This is a genomic window from Rhodospirillaceae bacterium, assembly GCA_040219235.1.
In the GTDB taxonomy this organism is placed as follows: Bacteria; Pseudomonadota; Alphaproteobacteria; order Rhodospirillales; family Rhodospirillaceae; genus WLXB01.
The window spans coordinates 81,138-107,737 of sequence record JAVJSV010000012.1 but is presented as its reverse complement, the minus strand read 5'-3'; the positions used below and the strand labels follow the sequence as shown (position 1 = coordinate 107,737).

General features: G+C 52.0%; 26 protein-coding genes. 17 read left to right on the top strand and 9 right to left on the bottom strand.

Going from position 1 to position 26,600, the window contains the following annotated elements:
* Positions 1 to 7: 7 nt before the first annotated feature.
* Positions 8 to 676, bottom strand: coding sequence for a Tim44/TimA family putative adaptor protein (locus tag RIC29_10750; GenBank protein ID MEQ8735393.1), 669 nt, complete (start codon positions 674 to 676; stop codon positions 8 to 10).
* A gap of 165 nt (positions 677 to 841) precedes the next feature.
* Here RIC29_10750 and RIC29_10745 point away from each other — a divergent pair, with 165 nt between their 5' ends.
* A complete protein-coding gene (locus RIC29_10745; GenBank protein MEQ8735392.1) occupies positions 842 to 1,336 on the top strand; it encodes an FxsA family protein in 495 nt (164 codons plus the stop codon).
* Positions 1,337 to 1,472: 136 nt separating this feature from the next.
* The gene (gene secB / locus RIC29_10740; protein ID MEQ8735391.1) at positions 1,473 to 2,018 is read left to right on the top strand and encodes a protein-export chaperone SecB; all 546 of its coding nucleotides are present in this window, start codon (positions 1,473 to 1,475) and stop codon (positions 2,016 to 2,018) included.
* On the opposite strand, the gene dnaQ is transcribed toward secB, so the two are convergent.
* The 5 genes from dnaQ to RIC29_10715 are packed head-to-tail and all read right to left on the bottom strand — an operon-like array spanning position 2,015 to position 5,664.
* Positions 2,015 to 2,707: a DNA polymerase III subunit epsilon gene (gene dnaQ / locus RIC29_10735; protein ID MEQ8735390.1), complete on the bottom strand. Its 693-nt coding sequence runs from the start codon at positions 2,705 to 2,707 to the stop codon at positions 2,015 to 2,017. The two genes, secB and dnaQ, sit on opposite strands and share 4 nt — an antisense overlap.
* A gap of 3 nt (positions 2,708 to 2,710) precedes the next feature.
* Positions 2,711 to 3,370: a dephospho-CoA kinase gene (coaE, locus tag RIC29_10730; protein ID MEQ8735389.1), complete on the bottom strand. Its 660-nt coding sequence runs from the start codon at positions 3,368 to 3,370 to the stop codon at positions 2,711 to 2,713.
* 19 nt (positions 3,371 to 3,389) lie between these two features.
* A complete protein-coding gene (locus RIC29_10725) occupies positions 3,390 to 4,229 on the bottom strand; it encodes a shikimate dehydrogenase (protein MEQ8735388.1) in 840 nt (279 codons plus the stop codon).
* Complete coding sequence (locus RIC29_10720; protein ID MEQ8735387.1) at positions 4,226 to 4,846, bottom strand: Maf family protein; 621 nt, start codon at positions 4,844 to 4,846, stop codon at positions 4,226 to 4,228. Before RIC29_10720 ends, RIC29_10725 begins: the two co-directional genes overlap by 4 nt.
* A complete protein-coding gene (locus RIC29_10715; protein ID MEQ8735386.1) occupies positions 4,843 to 5,664 on the bottom strand; it encodes a pyruvate, water dikinase regulatory protein in 822 nt (273 codons plus the stop codon). Before RIC29_10715 ends, RIC29_10720 begins: the two co-directional genes overlap by 4 nt.
* A 621-nt stretch (positions 5,665 to 6,285) precedes the next feature.
* On the opposite strand from RIC29_10715, the gene rho reads away from it, so the two are divergent.
* Both rho and RIC29_10705 read left to right on the top strand, forming a co-directional pair.
* On the top strand, positions 6,286 to 7,542 hold the full coding sequence (gene rho, locus RIC29_10710; GenBank protein ID MEQ8735385.1) for a transcription termination factor Rho: 1,257 nt from the start codon (positions 6,286 to 6,288) through the stop codon (positions 7,540 to 7,542).
* Positions 7,543 to 7,654: 112 nt separating this feature from the next.
* Positions 7,655 to 7,927: a hypothetical protein gene (locus RIC29_10705; GenBank protein MEQ8735384.1), complete on the top strand. Its 273-nt coding sequence runs from the start codon at positions 7,655 to 7,657 to the stop codon at positions 7,925 to 7,927.
* Positions 7,928 to 7,966: 39 nt separating this feature from the next.
* Here RIC29_10705 and RIC29_10700 read toward each other — a convergent pair whose 3' ends face one another.
* Genes RIC29_10700 through RIC29_10690 form a run of 3 tightly spaced genes read right to left on the bottom strand, consistent with a single transcriptional unit; the run spans position 7,967 to position 11,512 of the window.
* Positions 7,967 to 8,944, bottom strand: coding sequence for a quinone oxidoreductase (locus tag RIC29_10700; protein ID MEQ8735383.1), 978 nt, complete (start codon positions 8,942 to 8,944; stop codon positions 7,967 to 7,969).
* Positions 8,945 to 8,996: 52 nt separating this feature from the next.
* Entirely contained in the window at positions 8,997 to 9,443 is a 447-nt protein-coding gene (locus tag RIC29_10695; protein MEQ8735382.1) for a methylated-DNA--[protein]-cysteine S-methyltransferase, read from the bottom strand.
* Positions 9,444 to 9,454: 11 nt separating this feature from the next.
* Positions 9,455 to 11,512 carry a thioredoxin domain-containing protein gene (locus RIC29_10690; GenBank protein ID MEQ8735381.1) on the bottom strand — a complete coding sequence of 686 codons (2,058 nt, stop codon included), beginning with the start codon at positions 11,510 to 11,512 and terminating at the stop codon, positions 9,455 to 9,457.
* A gap of 131 nt (positions 11,513 to 11,643) precedes the next feature.
* Between RIC29_10690 and RIC29_10685 the strand changes: the two genes are divergently transcribed.
* The 13 genes from RIC29_10685 to RIC29_10625 all read left to right on the top strand — a co-directional run bounded on the left by RIC29_10685 (position 11,644) and on the right by RIC29_10625 (position 26,588).
* Positions 11,644 to 11,907 (top strand): DUF6489 family protein, encoded by a 264-nt coding sequence (locus RIC29_10685; GenBank protein ID MEQ8735380.1) that lies wholly within the window; start codon positions 11,644 to 11,646, stop codon positions 11,905 to 11,907.
* Between the two features lie 21 nt (positions 11,908 to 11,928).
* Positions 11,929 to 13,272, top strand: coding sequence for a tRNA uridine-5-carboxymethylaminomethyl(34) synthesis GTPase MnmE (gene mnmE / locus RIC29_10680; GenBank protein ID MEQ8735379.1), 1,344 nt, complete (start codon positions 11,929 to 11,931; stop codon positions 13,270 to 13,272).
* A 160-nt stretch (positions 13,273 to 13,432) separates the two neighbouring features.
* Positions 13,433 to 14,662, top strand: coding sequence for an MFS transporter (locus RIC29_10675; protein MEQ8735378.1), 1,230 nt, complete (start codon positions 13,433 to 13,435; stop codon positions 14,660 to 14,662).
* 42 nt (positions 14,663 to 14,704) lie between these two features.
* Complete coding sequence (gene mnmG / locus RIC29_10670; protein MEQ8735377.1) at positions 14,705 to 16,618, top strand: tRNA uridine-5-carboxymethylaminomethyl(34) synthesis enzyme MnmG; 1,914 nt, start codon at positions 14,705 to 14,707, stop codon at positions 16,616 to 16,618.
* 55 nt (positions 16,619 to 16,673) lie between these two features.
* On the top strand, positions 16,674 to 17,318 hold the full coding sequence (locus RIC29_10665) for a LysE family translocator (protein ID MEQ8735376.1): 645 nt from the start codon (positions 16,674 to 16,676) through the stop codon (positions 17,316 to 17,318).
* A 24-nt stretch (positions 17,319 to 17,342) separates the two neighbouring features.
* On the top strand, positions 17,343 to 18,002 hold the full coding sequence (rsmG, locus tag RIC29_10660; GenBank protein ID MEQ8735375.1) for a 16S rRNA (guanine(527)-N(7))-methyltransferase RsmG: 660 nt from the start codon (positions 17,343 to 17,345) through the stop codon (positions 18,000 to 18,002).
* Positions 17,956 to 18,813 carry a ParA family protein gene (locus RIC29_10655; protein ID MEQ8735374.1) on the top strand — a complete coding sequence of 286 codons (858 nt, stop codon included), beginning with the start codon at positions 17,956 to 17,958 and terminating at the stop codon, positions 18,811 to 18,813. The genes rsmG and RIC29_10655 overlap by 47 nt, the downstream gene beginning before the upstream one ends.
* Positions 18,810 to 19,958 (top strand): ParB/RepB/Spo0J family partition protein, encoded by a 1,149-nt coding sequence (locus tag RIC29_10650; GenBank protein MEQ8735373.1) that lies wholly within the window; start codon positions 18,810 to 18,812, stop codon positions 19,956 to 19,958. The genes RIC29_10655 and RIC29_10650 overlap by 4 nt, the downstream gene beginning before the upstream one ends.
* A 65-nt stretch (positions 19,959 to 20,023) precedes the next feature.
* Complete coding sequence (locus RIC29_10645) at positions 20,024 to 20,599, top strand: histidine phosphatase family protein (GenBank protein MEQ8735372.1); 576 nt, start codon at positions 20,024 to 20,026, stop codon at positions 20,597 to 20,599.
* 170 nt (positions 20,600 to 20,769) lie between these two features.
* Entirely contained in the window at positions 20,770 to 23,091 is a 2,322-nt protein-coding gene (locus RIC29_10640; GenBank protein ID MEQ8735371.1) for a TonB-dependent receptor, read from the top strand.
* Positions 23,092 to 23,482: 391 nt separating this feature from the next.
* Positions 23,483 to 23,695, top strand: a complete 213-nt coding sequence (locus tag RIC29_10635) for a hypothetical protein (GenBank protein ID MEQ8735370.1) — start codon at positions 23,483 to 23,485, stop codon at positions 23,693 to 23,695.
* A gap of 5 nt (positions 23,696 to 23,700) precedes the next feature.
* Positions 23,701 to 24,282, top strand: a complete 582-nt coding sequence (locus RIC29_10630; GenBank protein ID MEQ8735369.1) for a hypothetical protein — start codon at positions 23,701 to 23,703, stop codon at positions 24,280 to 24,282.
* 44 nt (positions 24,283 to 24,326) lie between these two features.
* Positions 24,327 to 26,588 (top strand): heavy metal translocating P-type ATPase, encoded by a 2,262-nt coding sequence (locus RIC29_10625; protein MEQ8735368.1) that lies wholly within the window; start codon positions 24,327 to 24,329, stop codon positions 26,586 to 26,588.
* Positions 26,589 to 26,600 lie beyond the last annotated feature (12 nt).

The window sequence follows — 26,600 nt, the reverse complement described above, 5'->3', positions numbered from 1 at the left end:
AACCGTATCAGTCCACACTGCGGGTTGCGACGAGCAACCAATTGGGATCAGACAAGGACAGGTCCCTCTCAAAGGTCCAGATGTCTGTAACACTCTCAACATGCTCAGGGTCACCGTCAACGACAACACCCTCAGAGTCCTTAATGACATTAACCTGTTCGCTTTCAAAACGCACAGATATGCTTGCCAAGCGTTTTTTAACCGTCACAGCCTCAAGATGAGGTGGCTTAATAATAACCAACTCTGTTTCCATCTGTTCATTGCGGTCTTCACGATCTTGGATAGCTGATGCAAAATTTGAATACACATCATCAGAAAGCAACGGCTTAAGCGTATCAGCATCATGATTTGCATACGCCAAAACAATCATCTCAAAAGCACTGCTCGCACCGGTCATAAAATCTTGAACTGAAAAATGCGGGTCCGACAAAGTAATCTGCGTCAAACCTTCTTCAAACGGCGTGCCGATATAAGCTGGGTCAATATCTCTGGTGATGGGTTGACCTGTCTCGGAGTCAGTCCGAGACGGCAAATCAACAACATTATCGTTGCTTTTATATTGATCTGGTTTTTGCTCGTGGCCCGTGCGGCGCCCCAGAGCACTGCGCAGGCGTAGGACGAGAAACCCTGCCACCATAGCAAGAAGAATAATATCGACGAATTGAAAGCCATCCATGGCAATACGAACCGTTTTCTAGAGCTGTCAAAATAAGGCGAACTATTCCAACTCATTACCGCTTAAAAAGGCGGATACTCGTTGACCAAGTCACCCTTGATCATTAAGTGATCAGTGACTCGGCACCTGTCCCGAACATAGGGACTTCATAGAACAAGGGCAAGCATGCCCCTACTAATCCTTTTTGCATTTATCTCTCTGCCCCTCCTTGAGATTTGGGTTTTAATCTCTGTTGGATCACAAATCGGTGCCTTGGCGACCATTGGCGCGACTCTGGCAACAGCCTTGATCGGCACCATTTTAATGCGAAATCAAGGACTTGCGACCCTCAACCGGGTCAGAGAGTGTTTGGACCGCAATGAGATGCCACTGAAACCAGCCTTTGACGGCGCATGTCAGTTGGTCGCAGGAGCCCTTCTGCTCACGCCTGGTTTCATAACAGATGCTATTGGACTGTTTCTTTTCGTTCCATTCGTTCGGGTTTTGTTAATGGCCTGGATGGTTTCACGCGCAAATATTTCTGTCGTGATGACTGCTGGAGGAAGACCAGAAGACTCTTCAAGCCAGAGATATGATGTAGATGGCGATTATCGCGAAGTCCCTCCAGATCAACCCCCGGCACTGTCTGATGATCGGGACCAGGAAGACCGGAAAGACTAAACCCAAATCACCGCTTTTGGTTAACGCCTTCTTGTCGCATATGGTTTTCCATGCTACCTCGCCCGCCGCGCATCGTTAGAGTTTTAGTATCCAGCGTCGAGCCTTCATCGGCGTATTTCTGTAGGAAGGACATTTCATGAGCGACACGTCAACCGGCGCTGGCGCCGCACCAGCAGACTCTCAGCCGGTCGCGCCCATTCAGTTTATTGGCCAATACATCAAGGATTTGTCCTTCGAAGCGCCTGATGCCCCTGAAATTTTTCAGGTCCTAAGACAAACGCCTCCGGACATTCCTATTTCTATTGATTGTTCTGTACGCGAGATCAAAGAAAACCAGCATGAAGTAACGTTAACCGTTCATCTGGAAGCAACCGTAGGAGAGAAAGCGGCCTTCATCATGGAGGTGGCCTATGCCTGCGTGGTTCAGCTTAGCAATATTCCAGAAGATCACATTCGCCCGGTTTTGCTCATCGAAGTGCCCCGGCAAATGTATCCTTTCGTGCGGCAAATTGTTGCCGACGTCACCACACAGGGTGGTTTTCCACCCTTGATGTTGCAGTTGGTAGATTTCACGGATCTATACCGGCGTAAATACGCAACCGATGAAGAACATCAAAGAGAAGCGGAAGCAAAAAGCAAAGCGGCTGTTACCGGTGGCACGGTTGCAGGACAGAACCTCTAAGTCTGATCTGTTTTAGCGATCCACAAAGAATTTTTAATTTTCACCAAAAAGAGGTCATGGGCCGCTTTTTCGTCGGCTGAAATCCTATGGGGACGCGACGGCCTCACAGGCCGGTGAACTTTAACTTGGCGTGTTCCTGTTTCAACTTGGCTCTTGGCTGAAAAGCCAAGACCGGGCTCACGACCACCAACAAGCTCAAGATAAACTTCAGCTAACAATTCGGCGTCTAACAGCGCACCATGTTTTACACGCGCCGATAAATCGATGTTAAAGCGTCGACACAACGCATCCAGATTAACTTGCGCCCCAGGGAACTTTCTACGCGCCAGGGGAATCGTATCAATAGACCTGTCTTTTGAAATAATCGGCTGGCCAATCGCTTCCAGCTCCGCATTTAAAAACCCCAAATCAAAGCTGGCGTTATGAGCAATTACGGGGGAGTTCCCAATAAACTTCAGAAAGTCTGCGGCAATATCTTGAAACTTTGGTTTATCTTCTAAGAACTCAAAACTTAACCCGTGCACCGCCTCAGCTGCTGACGGCATATCCCGCTCGGGATTGAGATAGGTATGATAGGTTTCGCCCGTGGCCATATGATTGTGTAATTCAACACACCCTATCTCGACGACCCGGTCTCCGGACTTAGGATCAAGACCGGTGGTTTCAGTATCGAGAACAATTTCACGCATGGCTTATTGGTCTTCTTTTTTTGGATGGAACGCGAGATTTGAGATCGCTTTATTTAGCTTTTGTTGTGTCACATGGTAACCAAGACCGCTCGGAATGACAGCAAATGCCAACCGCCTTTTTTGAGTGTCTGGCATCTGTCGGTCAAGAATGCCGCGTAATTTAGACTCTGTCATGCCATCACGGGAAAGCGCTCTTTGGCGCTGGATGGCTTTAGGTGCACTAACAACAAACACGGCGTCACAGCGTTTGTCTCCGCCTGTTTCAAAAAGCAGGGGCACATCCAACACAACAACTCTGACCCGGCGGATAGCATTGGTTTGCAAAAATTTCTGGCGTTTGTTTTTGACCAGGGGGTGCAAAATACGTTCTAAATCTGTCAGGGCCTCCGGGTCCTCAAACACCAGTCGACCTAGTTTCTGGCGGTTAATGCCTGATGCGTCAATCGATTCCGGAAAGCGTGCTGCGACCATTGGGACCGCATCACCATTCGCCCCCAGCAAGGCATGAACCGCGCGGTCTGCATCAAAGACCGGAATTCTCATGCGCCGGATCATCGTTGCAGCGGTTGATTTCCCCATGGCAATGGACCCGGTAAGCCCAATGAGTTTAAAGGGCCACGGGTGTGGCGTCCGTCGCCTGAGTTTTAAAGCCAATCTTGGCATGCCTGAATCTATCAAGACACTAAACCGGGGCTAAAACAAACGTGCGCAGCTCTTCGGTAACTTTTGGCTGAACATCAAACCATCCCGCAAAACCTGGCACGGCTTGATGCAACAGCATGCCCAGTCCATCGACCACGTTGAGGTTCAGAGTTCGCGCGTCTGTTAATAACGCCGTCTCAAGTGGCGCATAAACGAGATCATTTACAACAGCTGTTTTCGGCAAAGCCTGCAAAGAAATCTCGAGCGGTGGTTGGTTTACCATTCCAAGTGTGGTCGTGTTCACAAGCAGGCCTGCGCCGCTTAAGGAGTCAGCGCGCTGCGACCAATCATAAACTCTAATTGGTCCGGCGATGGAGGACGCTAGGTTTTCCGCTTTTGACCGCGTGCGATTGAAAAGTCTGATTTCAGGTACTCCAGAATCAATCAAAGCGGCAACAACGGCGCGCGCGGCACCGCCCGCGCCCAGAACAACAGCTGGTTGAGACTCATCCCAATGATCAGCTGTTAAACGCACATTTTTCAGAAAGCCCTCGGCATCTGTATTTGTCCCAGAAAGAGACCCTCGTTCATCGACAAAGACCGTATTCACAGCGCCGATACGTTTGGCGATGTCAGAAACGTTATCCATGAAGAGCAGCGCTTTTTCTTTGTGGGGCACTGTCAGATTCACACCGCGAAAGCCAAGACGTGGTAATGCCCGAAGGGCATGCTCCAGATTTTCTGGTTTGACCGGCAGGGGCACATAAGACCCGGCAATACGGTGCTCGCGTAGCCAATAGCCATGAAGACGTGGGGACAATGAATGTGAAATTGGCCACCCCATCACCCCCGCCAGCTTTGGTTGGTCTAACCGGGTCATGACATCACAACATTATGCTCTCGTAAAAATGAGAGCAGGGGAAGGAGAGGCAAGCCAAGAATAGAAAAGAAATCACCGTCAATCTTTTCAAACAGATGAACACCGCGCCCTTCCAGATGATAGGCCCCAACAGACGACAGGAGAGACGATCCAACGTCTGAAATATAAGCTTCTAAAAAAGCATCCGAAAATCGTCTCATTGTCAAAGACGGCCGGTCTTGGACATGCCAAATTCGCTTTCCGCCTAAGGCCACCACAGCCGCCGTTGCCAGATAATGGGTGCGACCGCGCAAAGTGATGAGATGCGCTTTTGCATGATCAAGGTCTGGTGGTTTATCAAACCATTCACCGCCAAGATCGAGAATGGAATCAGCTCCAATCACCAGGGCTTCAGGATGAGCGTTAGAGACTTTAACAGCTTTTAACTCGGCCAATGTTTCAGCCGCTGATAAAGCATCCGCACCATCCGCCTTTAAGGATTGCTTGACGGTTTCTTCATCCACATAAGCCGGGATAGCCTCAAAATGAACGCCGGCAGCAGACAACATTTGTGCCCGGCTTTGACTTGCAGAAGCCAGAATAACCGGCTTCGAGGTTAGCAAGCTTAACGCACTCACGCTGGACGCCGTTCATTATACAGTTGAATGATCGAGGCCGCTGTTTCCTCAATGGATTTTCGTGTGACATCGATCACAGGCCAATTGTGTTTACGAAACAGACGCCGCGAGGCCGCAATTTCTTCTTTCACCAAGTCTACATCTGCGTAATCTGTCCCGCGCTCTTCGTTGTTCATCAGCCGCAGACGTGTTTGGCGAATGTCTGTCAGGCTTTTCGGCTCACGGGTAAGCCCCACAAAGAGCGGTCGTTGTGAGACAATAACATCCTCTGGCAGGGCAACACCCGGGACCAAAGGGATGTTACCCGTTCGGAATCCCCGGTTTGCCAAATACATACAGGTCGGCGTCTTGGAAGTTCGCGAGACCCCAATTAAGACAATATCTGCGTTCACAAGTCCGCTGAGAGACTGACCATCATCATGGGCCATCGCAAAATGCATGGCTTCAATGCGGTCAAAGTACTCATCATCCAGATTGTGCTGGCGGCCAATTTCATGACCTCCTTCTTTATCAAACCAGCTGCCGAGCGCTGTCATTACGGGATCAAGCGCTGAAACACACGGAACGCCAAGATCCCGGCAGGCTTGTTCAAGCGGGCCCCGGGTGGTCGGATCAAGGAGTGTAAAGATCACCAAACCTGGCGCTGCTTTAATGCCATCAATCACACGGCTCATTTGTCCTTTTGTGCGCACCAGCCACCAGAAGTGTTCGGTCACCTCTTCCTTATCATATTGGACCAAACAAGCCCGGGCGATTCCGCTGACGGTTTCACCTGAAGAATCAGAGACCAAATGGAGATTAAAAATGGTTTCAGGCACTTTTTAGATAACCGGATAAGTTTTTGATTGTGGGGATAAGTGGCACATTATCAAGACGTTGAATTTTTCAGTCCCATTGTTAGTTTTTCATCCTGCAATTTACCAACGGTGGATGAAAAGCGAAGTTATTCTGTGTCTTACGGGAAAGAACTTTGTTTTCCACGTTATCAACACTCTTTTTAAAGAGTTATCCCGGTTATAAGAGCTGAAAAACGATGGAAAAGTCTGTTTTTCAATATTTTATACAAATTAACGGCTGCTTTTTATAAAAACGAGAACAACAAGAAATTTCTGAGGATAATATTTTATCCCCGCTAAACGCCTACCCTACAACAACTACATCTTTTAAGATTAGATTCTTATATATTTAGGAAGATAAGTTTTTCTGTCTTTCCACCATCATCGAATTATAAATTGACATGTGACCGAAGGGTGCGGTACGAAAATCTACCTCTTAAGGACGGCTTCAGTCCTCTTTCCCCTAATGTCAAAGCCAGCCATATCTTAAGATCATACTTCAGTGATTTAAAACTGGCTGTTTTTAAGATATCTCCTCCCCTTCCGATGACACACTGAAACATCGGCCCACCATAAAAACCAGATTTGGGAGTTTGTCCCTCAATGCACCTTCAAGAACTTAAGCGTAAATCTCCGCCGGAACTTCTGTCCTTTGCAGAAGAACTCGGGATCGAGAATGCTTCAAATTTGCGCAAGCAAGATATGCTGTTTTCAATTTTGAAACAGCTTGCTGAACAAGACCAAGCCATCTCTGGGGAAGGCGTTCTTGAAATTCTACAAGATGGGTTCGGTTTTTTGAGATCTCCGGAATCGAATTATCTGGCAGGTCCCGATGATATTTATGTCTCTCCAAGCCAGGTGCGGCGCTTTGGCTTACGCACCGGCGACACGGTCGAAGGGGAAATTAGAGGCCCCAAAGATGGTGAACGTTACTTTGCGCTTCTCAAAGTCAACACCATCAACTTTGAACAGCCGGATGCGGTGAGACATCGAATCAACTTTGATAATCTGACGCCTCTCTATCCCGATGAAAAACTCAATATGGAGATTGATGATCCAACAGCTAAGGATCTATCAGGACGAGTTATTGAGATTGTTTCACCGCTTGGCAAAGGCCAGCGGGCGCTTCTCACGGCCCCGCCCCGTGCCGGTAAAACGGTGATGTTGCAGAATATCGCCAATTCTATAGCTGCCAATCACCCGGAAATTTATTTGATCGTCTTGCTCATCGATGAGCGTCCAGAAGAAGTCACGGATATGGACCGCACGGTTAAGGGTGAGGTGGTCAGTTCTACGTTTGATGAACCAGCCTCTCGTCACGTGCAAGTTGCTGAGATGGTCATTGAGAAAGCCAAACGTCTTGTCGAGCACAAACGCGATGTCGTGATTTTACTGGATTCAATCACCCGTTTAGCGCGCGCGTACAACACTGTTGTACCCTCATCCGGGAAAGTCTTGACCGGTGGTGTTGATGCCAATGCTCTGCAGCGCCCAAAACGTTTCTTTGGGGCAGCGCGCAACATCGAAGAAGGCGGCTCCCTGACCATCATCGCGACCGCGCTTATTGATACGGGAAGCCGGATGGATGAAGTGATCTTTGAAGAATTCAAAGGCACCGGGAACTCTGAAATTGTGATGGAACGCAAGCTGGCGGATAAAAGAATTTTCCCGGCCATCGACATCACCAAGTCAGGGACTCGCAAAGAAGAATTACTGGTCGATCAAAAGACACTATCGAAAATGTGGGTGTTGCGCCGCATTCTCGATCCAATGGGCACCCAGGATGGGATGGAGTTCTTGTTGGATAAACTGCGGGAATCCAAAAATAACGATGATTTCTTTGATCGCATGAATCACTAGGTCAAAGCTGCTGCATTGTTTCGGCTGTAGATAATAATTTCGCTGACAAACCAAATATTATTGGTCATAGTTTGATCCTTATCAGTCTCTGAGAAGACGTGAGAGGGATTAAATGAAAAAGTTTGCGGTTCTTGTTTCAGCTTTATTTGCTCTTTTTTCAGCGCAAGCGATAGCGGATCAGACATCTGCAACTCCAGTTTTTGGAGAATCCTTGATGTCGCCAGCGGAAATTGCAGACTTTAAAACCAAGCTCTCAAGTTCGATCTCTGTAGAAGACCGAAAACGCATCGAAACAGAGCATCATGAGAAAATGATTCAACGGGCGCGCTGGAAAGGTATGGTTCTTCCTCAACCAGAGAACTTAACCATTGCCACCAGCGACTAAAATCGTCCGAAAACATTGAATCTTCTGCGGTTGATATTTCTACGTTAGTAGAATCGTTGAACCCTTCGTTTTGCGGGTTTCCAAATCGTTGTGCGCATGGGCCGCCTGATCTAGGGCGTAGGACTGGCCGACCTCAATCTTGACGTCACCAGAACCAACGACTTTAAAAAGATCGTTGCAGCCCTGCACCAACTGATCCCGCGTCCCGGTGTAATCAAACAAGGTGGGACGTGTCACAAACAGCGAGCCTTTTGGACCAAGGCTGCCTATGTCAATTGCTGGTGGCGGGCCCGAGGCATTGCCAAAGGACACCATCAGGCCGCGTTTTTGCAAACAGTCGAGTGAGCCCATGAAGGTATCTTTGCCGACACCATCGTAAACGACTGATACCTTATTGCCGTCTGTCAGCTCGTTGACCTTGGCGACAAAGTCTTCTGATTTGTAGAGAATTGTATGGGTGCAGCCATTGGCTTTTGCCAGCTCTGCTTTTTCCTCTGACCCGACCGTGCCGATCACTGTTGCGCCAATGGCTTTGGCCCATTGGCAAAAGATCAAACCAACTCCGCCAGCGGCGGCGTGAAACAAAACCGTTTCACCAGCCTTCAACTCATGAAGACTTCTAAGAAGGTACCAAGCTGTTAGGCCACGCAGCATCATACCGGCAATTTGCTCGTCAGTGATTTTTGCTGGGACTTTTATCAATGTTGCCGCAGGCATGATGCGCTCAGAAGCGTAGGATCCTATGGGGCCATTGCCGTAACACACGCGGTCTCCCTCTTTAAGGTCCGTGACACCCTCACCAACGCTTTCAATCTCGCCCACGGCTTCCATGCCTGGTGTGAAAGGGAGTCCAGGCACAGGATATAATCCTGAGCGATGGTAGGTATCGATAAAATTTACACCGATGGCCGTTTGTCGCAGATGAACCTCGCCAGGCCCCGGTGTGCCAATATTAACATCTTTGGCGACCATAACTTCAGGGCCACCGGTCTCACTGATTACGATTGCGCGTGCCATTTTTTGTCCTACGTCCTAATTCTTGAAAATGAATCTGTGCAATTGATTAACCCTATCCTCGCCAGCCTTCAAGGTTGAGGAGCCACTGCTTTGTTTCTAAACCGCCCTCTCCTGAATATCCCCCCAGCCCCGAGGCAGCGACAACTCTGTGGCAGGGAATTAGGATCGGAATCGGGTTTGCACCACAGGCATTGCCGACCGCGCGCGCAGATGATGAGAGCGCCTCAGCGATCTGTCCGTAGGTCTGGGTGCTGCCGAAAGGTATGTTCCTCATGGCGTTCCACACGCGGGTTTGGAATAACGTTCCCGGGGGCTTTAAGACAAGATCAAACCCGGATTTATCGCCATCGAAATATCCCATCACTTGAGTGCGCGCCTCACTCAAAAGTGCGTTTGTTCCTTGATCCTGCGCCCAGCCCCAGTCGAGAGAGACAATCGCGCCGTCTTCTTCTGAAAGCGTCAATTCACCGACAGGAGAATGAAAGGAGAGCTGAGTCACGGCTGTTACTTTCACGCAGACAAAAGAGTCAGCAATTCTTCAGGCGAAGTGACCGGAGGCTGACACACTGGCCCGCGACACACATAGGCCGCAGCGTGTCCATCGACATCTATTTTACCATAGGCGGCATGTCCGGCTGGCAAGGTGTCGGTTGATTCCAGAGTTGATAGAACAAGGTTTGGCAACGACAAACTTAACGCTGCTCTGAACAAGGCACCTGCTTCACGTGTGTTACGGTCGCCGACGATCACGACCTGAACAGCAGAGGTATAAAGTTCAAACCCGTTCAAGAACGCGCACGTATGTGGGAAATGACGCATCGCATCGACATCAAAGGCTTCGATGAGAGCATCCGCACGAATCCGAAAGCGGTCGTTGCCGGTGAGATGAAACAGACGGGCTAAATTTTGAAGCATTACACCATTGCCTGACGGTGTTGCGGTGTCAGTGACTTGTGTGGTGCGCACTATCAGATTTTCTGCATCGGCGGCTGTGAAAAAGTAGCCATGCCCGGACTCGTTCCAATATAAATCATGAACGAGATCTGACCAATTAATCGCCTGGGTTAGAAGAGCCTCATCGCCGGTTGCGCTGTAAAGCGCCAACGCTGCGCCAATCATGTTGGCATAATCATCCAACATATCGACGCTCTGAAGACGCCCACCGCATAGTGAGTGCGCCAACCGCTTGCGGCCTTTGTTGTCCGGCCAAATCATGGTCGATAAAATGGCGTCGTAAACCTCACGGCCAAGGCTGACCCATTGTGCATGGTCAAAGAGCATTCCTGCGCGGGTCAGCGCTTGAATCATCAAGCCATTCCAATCGGCTAATACCTTATCATCGCGCTCTGGGCGAATACGGGGCGCACGCATGTCAAAAAGTTTCTGCCGTTGAGCTGCGAGCAGGCTTTCTTCATTCTCGGAGAGGTCTTGATCCCCACTGTTGATGCGATTGAGAATGACCTTACCTTCCCAGTTGCCGTTAGCTGAAACATCGTAAATGTCTTTAAACAAGGCACCGTCGTCTCCGAGAACCGCATCAATTTCTGCTTCAGACCAAACGTAGAATTTGCCTTCTTCTCCTTCTGAATCGGCATCCAGAGTGGCTGCGAAGGCGCCGTTTTCCCCCCGCATTTCTCGGCACACCCAGGCCACGGTTTCCTCGACCCGTGTTTTGTAGAGGGGAGATTTTGTTTCTGCCCAAACCAGACTCAGAAGGTCGATCAGTTGCGCATTGTCGTAGAGCATTTTTTCGAAATGCGGGGCCAGCCATTTGGAATCTGTGGAATAGCGGGCGAAGCCGCCACCGAGGTGATCGTAAATGCCCCCTTGGCAAATCCGTTGAAGGGTCAAAGTTGTGATGGTTTTGTATTTTGTTTCACCGCTGCGACGATAGGCGCGCCACATATACTCAAACACATCGGTCATCGGGAACTTCGGTTGCCCTTGAAGGCCACCATCAACAAAGTCGAAATGATCAACAATATGAACGGCGGCTTCATCGAGCATGGCAATCGTTAAGCCATCGCGCAGTTCCCCGTCTTGTGGTCGCGAAAGGTGATTGATGATTTTACTGGCTTGTTCCTCGACGGATTTACGATCTTCCTCATAGACCTTCGCCAGGCGCTGGATAAAATCCCCAAAGCCCGGGCGACCATAGCGGGGTTCGGGCGGATAGTAGGTGCCGCCGAAGAACGGCTTGCCTTGCGGTGTGATAAACATGGTCAAAGGCCAACCGCCTTGCTCGCCGGTGGCGGCTAAGGCTTTTTGGTAAATCGCATCAATGTCCGGCCGTTCTTCACGATCGACTTTGATGTTGATGAACAGACGGTTCATGATGTTGGCGATGTCAGGGTTTTCAAAACTCTCATGGGCCATTACGTGACACCAGTGACAGGCGGCATACCCAACAGACAGTAAAATCGGTTTGTTTTCAGATTCTGCAGCAGCCAGAGCCTCGCTGCCCCAGGGCCACCAATGCACCGGATTATCTTTGTGCTGCAATAGATAGGGACTGGTTTCCTCCCCGAGGCGGTTTTGACCGGTTGCAATGTTGGACGTTTGGGACACAGACTCTCTTTCGAAAAAAACGGATGATAAAGGCCCACCATAAAACCAAGGAGGCTTTTGTTTTATGGGCTTCGTTTCTACTGTAGGTGACGTAGACTCGGATTTAAAGAAACAGCAACGGAGAGAGGGCTATGAAAGTAAAAATTAATGTGGAGTGCACGCCTGAAGAGGCCCGCACGTTCTTAGGGCTGCCGGACATCGCCCCGTTGCAACAGGAAATGATGGACAGTTGGCGCAGCCAAATGGACAAGGCTGCAAAGTCGATGAATCCGGAAGAGATTTTGAAAACGGTCTTTCCCGTCGGCGCGGATGGTTTGGCCGATATGCAAAAGGTGTTCTGGTCGTCTATGACAAATAATATGACGGGGAATCTGGGCTCATCAAAAAAGAAATAGCCTACATACGCTGCTGACATCATGATTATAGACACAATCTTTGCGCCAGCCACCGCGCCAGGACGGTCCGGTGTGGCTGTTATTCGCATCTCCGGACCCAAGGCAGAGAGAGCGTTAAGCCGCCTGGGCGTAAAAACCCCCCAGCCTCGCAAATTGATCCTGGCTGACCTGAAAGACTTCAGCACCGCTGAATACCTTGATGAAGCCTTGGTGGCATGGTTTCCGGGTCCGGCCAGTTTTACGGGTGAAGATGTGGTTGAGTTGAACATCCATGGCGGACATGCGGTCATGCAGAGCGTGTTATCGGCTTTGCAAAATATCGGTGGGTTGCGCCCCGCTGAACCGGGCGAGTTTACCCGGCGGGCGTTTGATGCCGGAAAGCTGGATCTGACCCAGGCTGAAGCTTTGGCAGATTTGGTAGACGCAGAAACCCGTGCGCAAGCCCGGCAAGCCTTGCGGCAAATGGGCGGCGCTCTGAAAACACGTTATGATGGCTGGCGTGAACAGTTGATCAAGGCGTTGGCCCATTTGGAAGCCGTGATCGATTTTCCGGATGAAGATCTGCCGGAAGAGACGGCGGCAGCCTTGTGGACGTCCATTGAAACGTTAGAGCGCGACATGAATGACCATCTGTCCGATCAGGGCCGGGGTGAGCGCCTCAGATCAGGTGTGCACGTGGTTATCATCGGCCCACCAAATGCCGGAAAATCCAGTCTGCTCAATCTATTGGCAAAGCGTGATGCGGCCATTGTTTCGGAAACAGCCGGCACCACACGGGACGTGATTGAGGTTCATATGGATCTTGCGGGCTATCCGGTTTTGGTAGCCGATACGGCGGGCCTGCGCGACACGGAAGATGCCATTGAAGATGAAGGCGTGCGCCGCGCCAAAGGCCGCGCTGAACAGGCAGACGTTATCATTGCCTTACTGGATGGGGCCAGTTATCCGGTGCGTGATCCGGCCACGATTGATTTAATAACACCTGAGGCTTTTGTGGTTGTGAACAAAGCCGACCTTCTGGATCAGGCTCGCGAGCAGGAGTTAGATGTCGAAAACGCCTGGCAGGAGACCCATTTTATTTCTGTCAAAGAGGGTTTTGGTATTGATCTGCTTATTGCAAAACTAACGGAGCGCGTCGCAGCGTTGTGTGAAGCTGGCACGGATGCCCCTATAACCCGCGCCCGTCATCGCCAGGCCCTGGAAGAATGCGTTGCGGCCTTAGTTCGTGCACGGTCAGTCGATCTTCCAGAACTCGCAGCGGAAGATTTGCGCTTGGCGGTTCGCGCGCTTGGCCGCATCACCGGTCATGTCGATGTTGAAGATCTTCTTGATGTGGTGTTCCGCGATTTTTGTATCGGCAAATAAGACCCTCTCGCTTTTGGATCGTCCGAGTCTTTGGGGTTTTAAAGTCTTTGGGTTGTCCGATTTAGGTTGGACTGCTATCACCGCACCACATTTTCCGGACCAAGCGTGTTTATACTGAAAGGCACATCAGCCCGGCGACGATGGGCCTAAAGAAGACCTTATGACACGCGCTGTTTTCCTTCTTGCGCTTCCCGTCTTTCTTGCCACGGGCAGTTCCATGCTCGCGACAGATCTCTATCTGCCGGCGATCCCCATTTTGCCCGAGGTTCTGAACGGGGATGCGGTTGGGGCGCAATATACCCTGGCTGTTTTTTTCGCCACCTTTGCCATCGGTCAGCTGGTGTTTGGCGCGCTGGCAGATCTCTATAACCGCCGCGTTATTTTGACCTGCACACTCAGCGCCTTTGCTGCCGCGTCGGTGGCCTGCGCGTTCGCGGACACCATGAACACGCTTATTGGTTTGCGCGCCATTCAGGGGTTCGCGGCCGCGGCAGGGACCGCCCTGGCGCCCGCCATCCTGCGGGAGGCCGGAGATGACCGGATTGTTGTGCGTCTAATTTCTGTGGTGTCGTCTATGGAAGCGGCGTTGCCTGCCATCGCCCCGGTGTTGGGGGCGTGGCTGGTGGTTTCTTTTGGCTGGACCTCGACGTTTTGGTTGATGGCGGTGATTGCCGTGCTGACGGTTGTGGCGCTGCAAGGTTTGACTTTGCCCGCTCCGCCACCCCGGGATGCGGATCGCCCATCAGCGGCGTTACGCTATTGGAGACTGATGAAGTCGCGCCGGTTTATGAGCTACCAGGTCAGCCATGCCATGGGGTTCACCGGCTTGATTGTTTTCATTATGGCGTCGCCGTATTTGATCGTGACCTACTTGGGCGAGAGCACGACGGCATTTGTTACGATGCAAGTGTCTTTGATTGTGTGTTTTGTTATCGTTGCCAATCTGGCCGGCAAACTGACCGACCGGTTTGGTATTGACCGTGTCATTACCATCGGCGCGCTGTTGCAGTTTACCAGTGGTGCGCTGTTTCTTGGGCTGGCTGTGTTTTTCCCCGAGCGGTTTAGCTCGGTCAGTTTCACTCTGACCATGCTGCCCATGGCTATTGGCCTTGGGTTTCGAGGTGGTCCAGGCTTTGCCCGCGCCATGGCGTTTTCCGGAAAGGCCACAGGCTCTGCCGGCGGGTTGATGATGTTTACGGCCATGGGCATGTCGGCCTTAGGCACGCAGATCGTTGCCCCCTATTTGGTCAACGGCCCTTTGGCTTTGGCCGTTGCGGTAATTTTGTTTTGTTCTTTATCGCTGGCGTTGCTGCCGATCGCCATGAGGCATGATCCTGACTCAGAGGATAACGCGAAGCCTGCACACGAAACGGTGACGGCAGACCAATAGTCCTCTATATAGGGCGCGGATTTCTAGGAGATTGCGCGTTCTATGACGCCGGATAATACCAACGCTTATGACGTCATCGTGGTCGGTGGCGGTCACGCAGGAACGGAAGCCGCTGCTGCTGCCGCGCGCGTTGGTGCACGCACCCTGCTGCTCACCCATAAGGTTGAAACGGTTGGCGAGATGTCCTGCAATCCAGCGATTGGCGGTTTGGCCAAGGGTCACCTGGTTCGGGAAATTGACGCGCTCGATGGCATCATGGGCAAGGCCATTGATGCGGGCGGCATTCAGTTCCGCATGCTCAATCTGTCCAAAGGTCCCGCTGTGCGTGGCCCCCGGGCACAGGCCGACCGCAAACTCTATCGCCAAGCGGTTCAGGCGCTGCTGGCAGAACAGTATAATCTTACCGTCAGCGCCGGAGCGGCAGAGGATCTTGAGATTGATCTCAACACCAAACAAGTCACAGCGGTGATCACGGGCGACGGCACGCGCATCACCTGTGGCGCGGTTGTTCTGACCACGGGCACCTTTCTTGGCGGCATTATTCATCGCGGCGCACAGCGTATCCCGGCGGGCCGGATCGGCGAAAAAGCCTCCTACGGTTTGTCTAAGACATTGAAATCATTTGATTTTTCTCTATCTCGGCTGAAAACAGGCACGCCGCCTCGTCTCGATGGCCGGACCATCGATTATGCCCTGCTCGCTGAACAGCCGGGTGATGCTCCTCCGGTGCCTTTCTCATTTATGACAGATAAGATCACCACGCCGCAGATCTCTTGTCACATCACCAGCACCAATCGAAACACCCATGCGCTGATCCTGGCCAATAAAGATCGCGCGCCCATGTACAACGGCCAGATCGAGAGCGCCGGGCCGCGCTATTGTCCGTCCATTGAGGATAAAGTTGTCCGCTTCTCGGAGCGGGACGCCCATCAGATTTTCCTTGAGCCCGAAGGACTCGATGATCACACGGTCTATCCCAACGGGATTTCGACCAGCTTGCCCGAAGATGTTCAGCTGGCCATGCTCAAGACCATTCCAGGTTTGGAGAAGGCCGAGATGCTTCAAGCCGGGTATGCCATCGAATATGACTTTGTCGATCCACGCGAATTGCGTGCGACCCTGGAAACCCGAAAGGTCAGCGGCTTGTATTTTGCCGGTCAGATCAACGGCACGACGGGCTATGAAGAGGCTGGCGCTCAGGGCCTTCTGGCGGGGGTCAACGCCGCACGCAAAGTGTCTGGTTCCGCGCCGTTCATAGTTGATCGCGCGGAAGGATATCTGGGGGTTATGGTCGATGACTTAACCACCCGGGGTACAGCAGAGCCCTATCGGATGTTTACGTCCCGTGCGGAATACCGTCTCAAACTCCGGGCCGACAATGCAGATCTGCGCCTGACGGAAAAAGGCATGGAGATGGGATGCGTTGGTTCAGAGCGGGCGCATACATTCATGCAAAAGAAAGATGCCCTGACCAAAGCCCGCGCTCACCTTGAAAGCTTGGTGGCGACGCCATCATCATTGGTCGCTAGAGGATACAAGATCAACCAGGATGGCGTCCGTCGCTCCGGGTTTGATCTGTTGTCTTATCCGGACATCGGCTGGTGGCAGCTTCAGGATCTCTGGCCGGAACTGGAAGGCGTCCGCATGGATGTCCGCGAGCAACTGGAGATTGAAGGCCGCTATGCCGGATATATGGAACGGCAAGACGCGGATATACGAGCCTTCCGCAAGGACGAGAACCTGCGCCTGCCCGAGAGCTTGGATTATGCAGAAGTTGGCGGACTGTCGAACGAAGTGCGCCAGAAGCTATCTGCCTCCAAACCTGAAACCCTTGGTGCAGCGGCGCGGATCCCAGGCATTACACCTGCTGGATTAACAGCCCTTCTGCGCTATGTCCGCAAGCCGACTCTGGTGAGCAGCGGGCGACCGGACCCCACTTTGGCGCAAGCCGGGTAATCCCGAAATACTGTTTCACGTGAAACATTTCCCATAACTCTTTTTGAAATACCATATGATAGACAGCACCCTACTTTTAGCGGTTTATGGCGCGTATCTGGTGGGGCTCATCAGTCCCGGACCGGACTTTATTCTGGTTACGGCCCTGTCTTTGCAAAACGGGTCTTTGCAAAATGGGAAAAAACTAGCCCTTCAAGCCGCTCTGGGTGTTGCCACAGGCGTCGGGCTCTGGGTTGTCAGCGCAGCTCTCGGGCTTGCCCAGGTGATGCAGTCTGCGCCAGGGCTATGGGAAGCGGTGCGTCTCATAGGTGGCGGTGTCCTCATCTATATGGGATCAAAATCAATTTCGGCAGCCATACGCGGAGCACAAGAGTCACCGGACGAAACCCCGGAGACATCCAAGAAATCACCATTTATTCTCGGGCTTCTTACCAATGTGTCTAACCCCAACGCCGCTATTGTTCTGGTGGGATTAACGACGGTGCTGTCTGAGGCTGTGGCGGATAAAGATCAGCTGATCGGGCTTGTTCTCGGAATGCCCATTATGGCGATGATTTGGTTTTCCATCGTTGCGACTGTCTTGTCCAGCCACGCACTAAAGCAATCCCTTCTGTCAAACCAGAGGCTCGTCGATGGCTTGGTGGGATTCGCCTTGGCGGGCGTTGGTATTATAATGTTGCAATCGGCTCCCTCTTTTTAAGGCCCTCTTTAAGGATTGTTTCACGTGAAACAAACATTCTTCACGGCAGAAGATTTTCAGGCACAAACCAGTGTTTCACGTGAAACACTGGAACAGTGCAAAATCTATGTGGAGGTTCTCAAAGACTGGAACAGCCGCATGAATCTGGTGGCGCGGTCGACCCTGGATGATGTTTGGCATCGGCATATGCTGGACTCCGCCCAGATTTTTCCCCTTATTTCGCAAGATGCAAAAACGCTTGTGGACCTCGGTTCAGGCGCAGGCTTTCCCGGTTTGGTGTTGGCGGCTATGGGTGTTCCCGATGTTCATCTTGTCGAATCGACCGGCAAAAAAGCCGCTTTTTTGCAAACGGCTGCTGATGAAATGGGTGTGTCCGTAAAAATTCACAATTCACGGATCGAAGCCCTTAAGCCCTTTGTCGCGGACGTGATCACCGCCAGAGCCTTGGCTCCCTTGAAGAAATTGCTCAGTTACGCGCAAAAATTTAGTGGAGCTGACACACAGCATATATATTTAAAAGGTCAACATATTGCGGATGAATTGACCGATGCACACAAAATGTGGAATATAAAGGTGGATCGGCGACCTAGTATAACTGATCCGCGAGGCAGTGTGTTAAGCGTGAGCGAGGTGTCCTATGTCCAATCCGATAGAATCCAATCCCCCTCAAGCCCATCGGGTTGAGCCGGGCACTTCGCCACGCGTCCTGGCGGTGTCCAATCAAAAGGGTGGTGTCGGTAAAACCACCACCACCGTCAATTTGGCCACAGCCCTCTCGGCGGTCGACAAACGGGTTTTGATTGTCGATCTCGATCCCCAGGGCAATGCCTCAACCAGTCTCGGTATTCCGTCTAAAGAGCGCGCGACAAACACCTATCATGTGCTGATGGGCGATGCGGATGTGAACGAGGCTTCTGTCGCCACCTCTGTGCCCAATCTGAGTATCGTGCCGTCCGGCGTCGATCTGGCCGGAGCCGAGTTGGAGTTGGTTCAGGTCGAGAACAGAAACACCCGGCTGCGCGAAGCGCTGGCCAAAGTCTCAAACGACTACGATTACGTTTTGATCGATTGCCCGCCCTCTCTTGGCTTGCTCACCCTGAATGCTTGGGTGGCGTCCAATGCGGTATTGGTTCCGCTTCAGGTCGAGTTTCTGGCCTTGGAGGGGATCAGTCAATTGGTCCGCACCATCGAGCGGGTCAAGCAATCCTTCAATCCAGACCTGGAGATTCAGGGTATTGTTCTGACCATGGTTGATAAGCGCAACAACCTCTCAGAGATGGTTGAATCCGATGTGCGCGGCTTCTTCGGCGATAAGGTCTATTCCACCGTTATTCCCAGAAACGTGAGGATTTCCGAGGCCCCGTCTCATGGTAAGCCGGTGCTGTTGTACGATTTTCAGTCCAAGGGCGCGCAGGCTTACCTTAAGCTGGCCGGCGAAGTGCTCAAGCGTGAACAGGTCCACACTCCTCATACCATGCCGCCGGTGGCCGCATGAGCGCCAACAAACCCCGCCAGAGCCTGGGTCGTGGCTTAGACGCCCTGTTTGGTGACGCCGCTGCCGAGGCCCCGGTCAATATGGAGCCCACGGCGAGAGCCGCCAACCCAGCCGCTTCGCCATCATCAGCGGCACCCAGCATCTCCGCTGCTCCCGCGTCTGCAGTGCCGACCAAGGGTTTGGCAGAGTTGCCGGTCGAGCATATGGCGCCATCGCGCTTTCAGCCCCGCCGGATGTTTGACGATAAGCAGATCGATGAGCTTGCCTCATCCATTAAAGACAAGGGTGTGCTGCAGCCGCTGCTGGTGCGCGCCGCCCCCGATGGCACTTATGAGATCATCGCTGGCGAGCGGCGCTGGCGTGCGGCACAGCGGGCGAAAGTCTACCAAGTCCCTGTAATCATTAAAGAATTTACAGATCTTGAGGTTCTGGAAGTGGCCCTGGTCGAGAACCTGCAACGGGCAGATCTCACCCCACTGGAAGAGGCCGAAGGCTATCAGCGGCTGTTCGATGAGTTCGGTCACACCCAGGAAGCCCTGGCGGAAGCGCTGGGTAAAAGCCGTGCTCATATCGCCAATATGATCCGCCTGCTCAGCCTGCCGGACGGCGTGAAACAGCTCCTAGATGAAGGCAAGCTCTCCATGGGTCATGCCCGGGCTTTGATCGGGGCAGATGATGCGGCTTCTTTGGCCAAGCAGATTGTGGCCAAGGGCCTGTCCGTGCGCCAGGTTGAAAAACTGGTCAAAAAGCACGGCAAATCCGGCCGTCCGCGCAAGGCCACGCTGGCCCAGGCGGCGCAACCCAAAGATGCCGACACCCGCGCGCTGGAGGTGCGTCTAGAAGAGGCGCTTGGCCTGAAGGTTGATATCAGCTTCAATGGCAAAAGTGGCGTCTTGGCCTTGTCCTATTCTGATCTGGAACAGCTGGATGATTTAATCGGTCGCCTGACCTATCAAAAACCGCCCCGGTCTCAGGGCCAAATGACCGCTGATCGTGATCCAAACGTCCTGGACATCGAAGAGGTGTTGGCCAAGCGCGCCGGTCAGTTCACCCCCGATCACAGCCTTGAGGCCGCCACCGATGGCCTCCAGCCCGACCCGCGGCGCGACGATGTCGGCAGTACAGGATCACAAGACCGCGAATAAAATGTTTTATAATATACTGTATTTATTCACTTTATTATATTGACATACACATAAAGTCTCGCTCAATGGATCTTAAAGAGGCGCTTAATGTTTTGCCACACGTGCCCTTTTTCTATCTGCGCCATGGCGAGACTGAGTGGAACAAAAACCGTCTCGCCCAGGGCCAAACAGACATTCCCCTAAATACAACAGGACGAGATCAAGCCGCCGCGTCTATTCCTCTGCTCACCGGCCATGGGGCCACGCGTATCATCGCCAGTCCCTTAAAGCGCGCCTACGAAACAGCCGAGATTGTGAATCGGAGCCTCAAGCTCCAGATCACCCGGCACGACGGTCTGATGGAGCGCGCCTTTGGTAATTTTGAAGGCAAGCCCTGGGTCTCTGGCTTTGTCGATCAGGATTTTGAGGGCGCGGAGACCATCGCAGATTTCACCATCCGCATCGTCATCGCCCTGGAAGAGTGCCTCACCCGGTATCCCGGTCCGCTGTTACTGGTGTGTCATGGTGGGGTGTATCGCCGGTTGGCCCAAGTGCTGTGCGGTGTCCCAGACGCCAAAGCGCCTAACTCCGCGCCCTTCCGCTTTGATCCTCCGGTCGAGAGCGGTGCCCACTGGCGGATTACACCGCTTGATCCAGCGTGAAAATAGCGCCACTCCATTAAAAACCACTTATTGATCGTCTGCTGTGCCTATTGAATTTATTGTGAGTGTGAGGGCTGACACAGGTGAAAATTATTGATAATTCAGTCCCTTAAGGTTGCCCGTGATCACGGACGCACATAATTTAACTTTACGTGGAGACATAAAATATAATGAACCGGCTGAATATCTCGGTGTCAGCACTGGCACTTATGGTTGGACTTGGCGACGCTGCGGTGGCTGTGGCTCAACAAATGGCCCTTGAGGAAATTGTTGTCACGGCACGTAAGCGCGAAGAAAGCCTTCAAGACGTTCCGCTCTCCATCACGGCGTTATCGGCGCTGGATTTTGAAAGACGCTCAATTGATGATCTGGAAGGCATAGCGGATTATACGGCGGGCCTGAACTTCGAAGATTTCACAACGGGTTTTAATGGCGTGCTCACCATTCGCGGTCTGACGCAAGCCGACATTCAAAACAGAGTTCAAAACGTCGCGGTCTTTCTCGACGGGGCTTACATTCCACGGCAATACTCCATCAGCATCGGATTGATGGATTTGGCTCGGGTCGAAGTTGTGAAAGGCCCCCAAAGTTCTCTGTATGGCCAGAATGCATTTGCCGGTGCCATCAATTACGTCAGCCATAAACCATCCCTCGAAGAGTATGAAGCCAAAGGCTCCACCACCGTCGGCACCGATGGTCGTCTCGATTTTAAGGCGTCTTTTGGCGCGCCTCTCGTTGCCGATAAATTCGCCGTGCGAGGGTCTTACGGCCGCAGCGAGTTTGATGGCAACCAGGATAATGACTTCCCAAATGTTTCAAAAGATTTTGAAAAAATTGGCGGCTACGAAAATGAATCTTACAGCGCTGGCTTTTTAGCCACGCCGATAGAAGGTCTTGAAATCGATGCCATGTACATGGTCAACGACACCAAGACGGAACCGCGCGCCGGATACGTGGTGTCGGGCAACAGATCGCAAATTTTGCTCAACTGCGGCCCAGCCATTCCAGGCTTAGGCACCCCCTCCTTTTACTGTGGCGAATTGCCCGATACGGCAAGCCCCTTCCAGTCTCCAACGTCGAACCGTCCAGAGGGCGTTCTTGTCGCAGATCAGCCAGACACAACCTCAAAAACCGATTTTATTCGGGCCGGTCTGTCTTATGACTTTGGCGACGATTTTTCATTCGACTATATCTTTGCAAATGTAGACGGCAGAGCAGAGTCTGTGTCTGCGCTGCCGGATGACGCAGTCGCCGGTGGATTTTTCACTTATCAGAAGCAAGGTGGCACCAACGACTTTCAAAGCCATGAAGCGCGTGTTGCCTACAACCCTGATGGACCCTTGTCCGGAGAATTCGGATATTACCGCGCAAAGATCGATGATGAGTTTGTTTTCGCGCTCGGGTTTGCCGTCGCCAACCCAAATTTGGTGATCACGGATCCCACATCAGGCACCCTTGATCTGACAGGTTTTCCAATTCCTTTGAGAAACTTCACGGTTGATGAAACCACCGATGCGGTGTTCGGAAACATCCGATACTCGTTCTTAGAGGATCGGGCGCGTCTATCCCTGGAAGCACGTCAGTCCTGGGTCGATGTTTCGTTTTTCGATAACGTCGCCAATCTGGTCCCACAGGAAGACAGTTTTTCCGATTTCACGCCGCGCCTCACCGCTGAGTACGACCTGTCAGAAGATACAATGGTCTATGCGTCAGCGGCAAAAGGTGTGAAGGCTGGCGGGTTCAATGGTTTCGTTGCAGGTCCTGTTAATCTGATCGCGGCAGAGCAAACCTTCGCGCCAGAAGAAAACTGGACTTACGAGATCGGCACCAAAAACACGTTCCTGGATGGCCGCTTGGTCGTCAATGCGTCCGCCTACTATATTGACTGGACCAACATGCAAATTACAGCGGTGCCAAGCGGAATCGATCCAAACAACCTGGCACCAGGGACAGTGGCCCCAACCGTCTTCCTTAATGTTGGCGACGTCAGCAGCACAGGCATTGAAATTGATGGTCAGTTCCAGGCGACTGAGGAAATTAGCCTAAACTATGCGTTCTCAACGTCTGACCCTGAGTTTAAAGATGGCACGAAGTGGGGACAATTCGTCGGCGTTTGTGATGATGTATTTTGCCCTGCAGACGGCGAAGTGGGCGGCAAAAGCCTGCCACGCCAGTCCAAAACGCAAGGCTCGTTCGGTATTCAATACGAAAGTGCTGTGTCCGATGACATGGACTTCTTTGTCAGAACCGACCTGACCTATACCTCGAAGCAGTATGTCGATGCTTTGAACCTCTCCTGGACACCGGCGCGCTACAATGTAAATGCCAGTGCCGGGGTTAGCGGAAACAACTGGTCGTTGACGGCGTGGGGGGAAAACCTCTTTGATACCACTTACGTCACCAACTCACTGTATATTGTTCAGTTCCGTCGTTACGGACCAACCCTGAACGATGGCTTTAAAGCGGGCCTGACCTTGTCCGTTAACTACTAATAAAAGAGGCCAGTCCTCGCCTAAGCGCTACGAGGGCTGGCCTTACTTTTCTTTCTGAAGATTTTATACTGACTCATGGCGCTTTCGTCTTTCACGTTTTGGTGGAAGCCTATCCGGCGTTTTTATCGTGGTATTGGCGTTCTTCTGGAGTGAGTCACGGATGACGTAGTCGACGTGCTGTGCGGCATTACCGATGCCAAAGCACCCAATTCCAAACCTTTCCGCTTCGACCCCCGCCCAAGCCCTGCACCTACTGGCAGATTAAGCCAATGGATTCGGTGAATAGATTTTGAGAACTAACCCTTAGTTATGTGTATTCAATCAAAATGATAAGACTGAGCGAATATATGTTATACTAACAGCGAATATTTCTTTTGGATTTTGAAGATATATGGATAAGCAAAAACCCCAAAAAGGCGTTTCGTCTGGACAGAAGAAATCAGTTGCTGCAAGTGTACTAGGACAAACTGCGGCTAAAAGATTTGCAGTTCAGGCACACAACTTTACGAAGCATGCTGTTGTTTCTAAAGAGAAAGCTCGCAGTACCTTGCAAGATTTAGGTGTCTACACCACGACTGGCCGCCTAACCAAAAAATACAAGTAGGCAATTTGCACCGCCTCGCATCATCTTTCATACTTGGCTACCATGGTTGCGATAATGAAGTCGCGAGACAGTTAATTGATGGTAATCAGTTCAAGCCAAGTCAAAATGATTACGACTGGCTCGGAAACGGCATTTATTTTTGGGAAGCCAATCCAAACCGTGGCTTAGACTTTGCCAAAGAGCTTAAATCTCGACCATCAGGAAAAAGAATTAAGAACCCTTCTGTCGTAGGCGCAATTATAGATCTCGGACTTTGTCTCGATTTAACGACGTCTGCTGGAGTTCAACAGGTCAGAACGGCATTCACTCGCCTAAATCAAATTGCCGAAAAAGCTGAATACGAAATGCCTAAGAACAGTGCAGATTTAATGCGTCGCAATTTAGACTGCGCAGTCATTCAATTGCTCCATGCGGTTCGAACCGAAGCCGGTGAAGCCCCAATTGATACGGTTAGAGGTGTTTTTCTAGAAGGGAACCCGATCTATGAAGAGTCAGGGTTTTTTGAAAAAACACATATTCAAATCTGTGTTCGCAACCCTGAATGTATCAAAGGTGTTTTTAAGGTTCCCGCAAATCAACTGAATTAAACTGGCGGTTGACCTTCAAGCTTATGGAAGGTCTATAAAGGAGCATGTCTGAGTCTGCCCCCCAAAGCTCCAATACTGAAAATCTGCGTTTTCGCATCGACGGGATGACCTGCGCCGCCTGCGCCACACGGTCAGAAAAAGTTCTGTCCCGCGTGCCGGGTGTGAGGTCAGCGACCGTCAATTTTGCCCTGGAACAGGCAACGGTTTCGGCCCCCAAGGGCAGGGTCTCTTTTGAAACGCTATCGGAAGCGATTGCCAAAGCTGGTTTTATAGCCCGCGAAATTTCGAGTGATCCGAGTACGGATAAAGGAGATACAAAAGATAAAGCGCTCCAGCTTGATTATCTAACTCTCCTCTTTGCCACCGTGCTCACACTGCCCCTGGTCGCACAAATGGGTGTTCATCTGTTTGGCAGCAATTTGCCGTCGAGCCTCAGCTTTCATCTGTCTCCCTGGACCGAATTTATTTTGGCCCTTCCGGTGCAATTCATCGCGGGTGCGCGCTTCTATCGCGGGGCATGGACGGTGCTTCGCGCCGGGTCCAGCAACATGGATGTCTTAGTGGTGATGGGAACCACCGCCGCCTTTGGCTATAGCGTCTATCTGCTTCTCACGCTCGGAACAGCGGCACAGGGGCAACTCTACTTTGAAGCGGCAGCCGTGATCATCACTTTGGTGTTGCTGGGCAAGGTGCTCGAAACGCGGGCCAAGCGCGGCACGACCGCGGCTATAAAATCGCTGATGCAACTTCGCCCCGATGTTGCGCGGGTGAAACGCGAGGACGGGGTGCATGAAGTCGCGATCGATGACGTGCGCCCAGGTGATCTTGTTCTCGTGCGGCCCGGTGAAAAAATTCCGGTCGATGGCAAAGTTGTTGATGGTGCGTCTGCGGTCGACGAATCGCTGCTCACCGGGGAAAGTCTGCCCGTTGAAAAAACAATTGATGATGATGTGACCGGTGGTGCGATTAACGGGACCGGCCTCCTAACCATTCAAGCCACCCGTGTCGGTGCGGACTCCACGCTGTCTCGGATTATTCATCTGGTTGAAAACGCCCAAAGCGGCAAAGCGCCCGTACAACGTTTGGTCGACAAAGTTGCGGCGGTTTTTGTGCCGGTGGTCATCGGCATTGCACTGATAACGTTTGCCGCCTGGTTGATTGGTGGCGATACCTTTGAACACGCACTGATCGCCGCCGTGTCTGTTTTGGTGATCGCCTGCCCTTGTGCTCTCGGTCTTGCCACACCCACCGCCATCGTGACCGGAACAGGTGCAGCGGCGCGCGCTGGGATTCTGATCAAAGATGTTGAGGCTTTAGAGCGCGCGCATAAAGTCGATACGGTCATCTTCGATAAAACAGGAACGTTGACGGTGGGTCATCCGGCGATTGTTGACTGGGTTGATTTCACCTCTGGCGATCCCGGGGACTTACGCGGCGACTTACGCGGCGACTTAGAGTTCATTGCGCTTGCCGCCTCTCTTCAAAGTGGGAGCGAGCATCCGTTGGCCGAAGCGTTCGTAAACTATGCCCAAGAAAAAAATATAACCACCTATGACGTGACTGGTTTTCAAAGCACAACGGGTCAAGGTGTTAAAGGTGTGGTCGAGGGGCATTCTATTCTGCTCGGTAATAGTGCTTTTCTTGAACAGGCGGGTGTTAACATTGATCCAGCGCGCTCACGTCTCGCGGATTGGGAAGGTGAAGCTTATACGGCGATCGCTCTTTCGGTTGATGGTCAATTGGCCGCAGGCTTTGCCCTGGCCGACCCCATACGCGACGTGTCATCAAACGCTGTCGCTCAATTAAAATCCCTGGGTGTTGAAACACATTTACTTTCCGGTGATGCCCCGACCGTTGCCATCGCAGTAGCTGGGCGTCTTGGCATCGATCATGCGCGTGGAGGTGTGCGCCCTGAAGACAAAGCCGCAGCGATCAAAGATCTCCGTGCTGATCACCGCGTGGTCGCCATGGTGGGTGATGGCATCAACGATGCCCCGGCGCTGGCGTCCGCTGATGTCGGCATCGCTATGGGGTCTGGGACAGATGTGGCTATGGAAACGGCGGCCATTACCTTGATGCGCCCGGACCCTCGGTTGGTCGCGGGGGCGTTGAGCATCAGTCGTGCCACATGGCGTAAGATTCAACAGAACTTGTTTTGGGCGTTCGCCTACAACGTAGTCGGCATTCCCCTGGCGGCGCTTGGTTACCTTAGTCCGGCCATCGCTGGCGCGGCCATGGCGGCGTCCAGCGTCAGTGTGGTGAGCAATGCCTTACTCTTGCGCAGATGGCGGCCAGATCTCAATTAGGGCGACATTTAG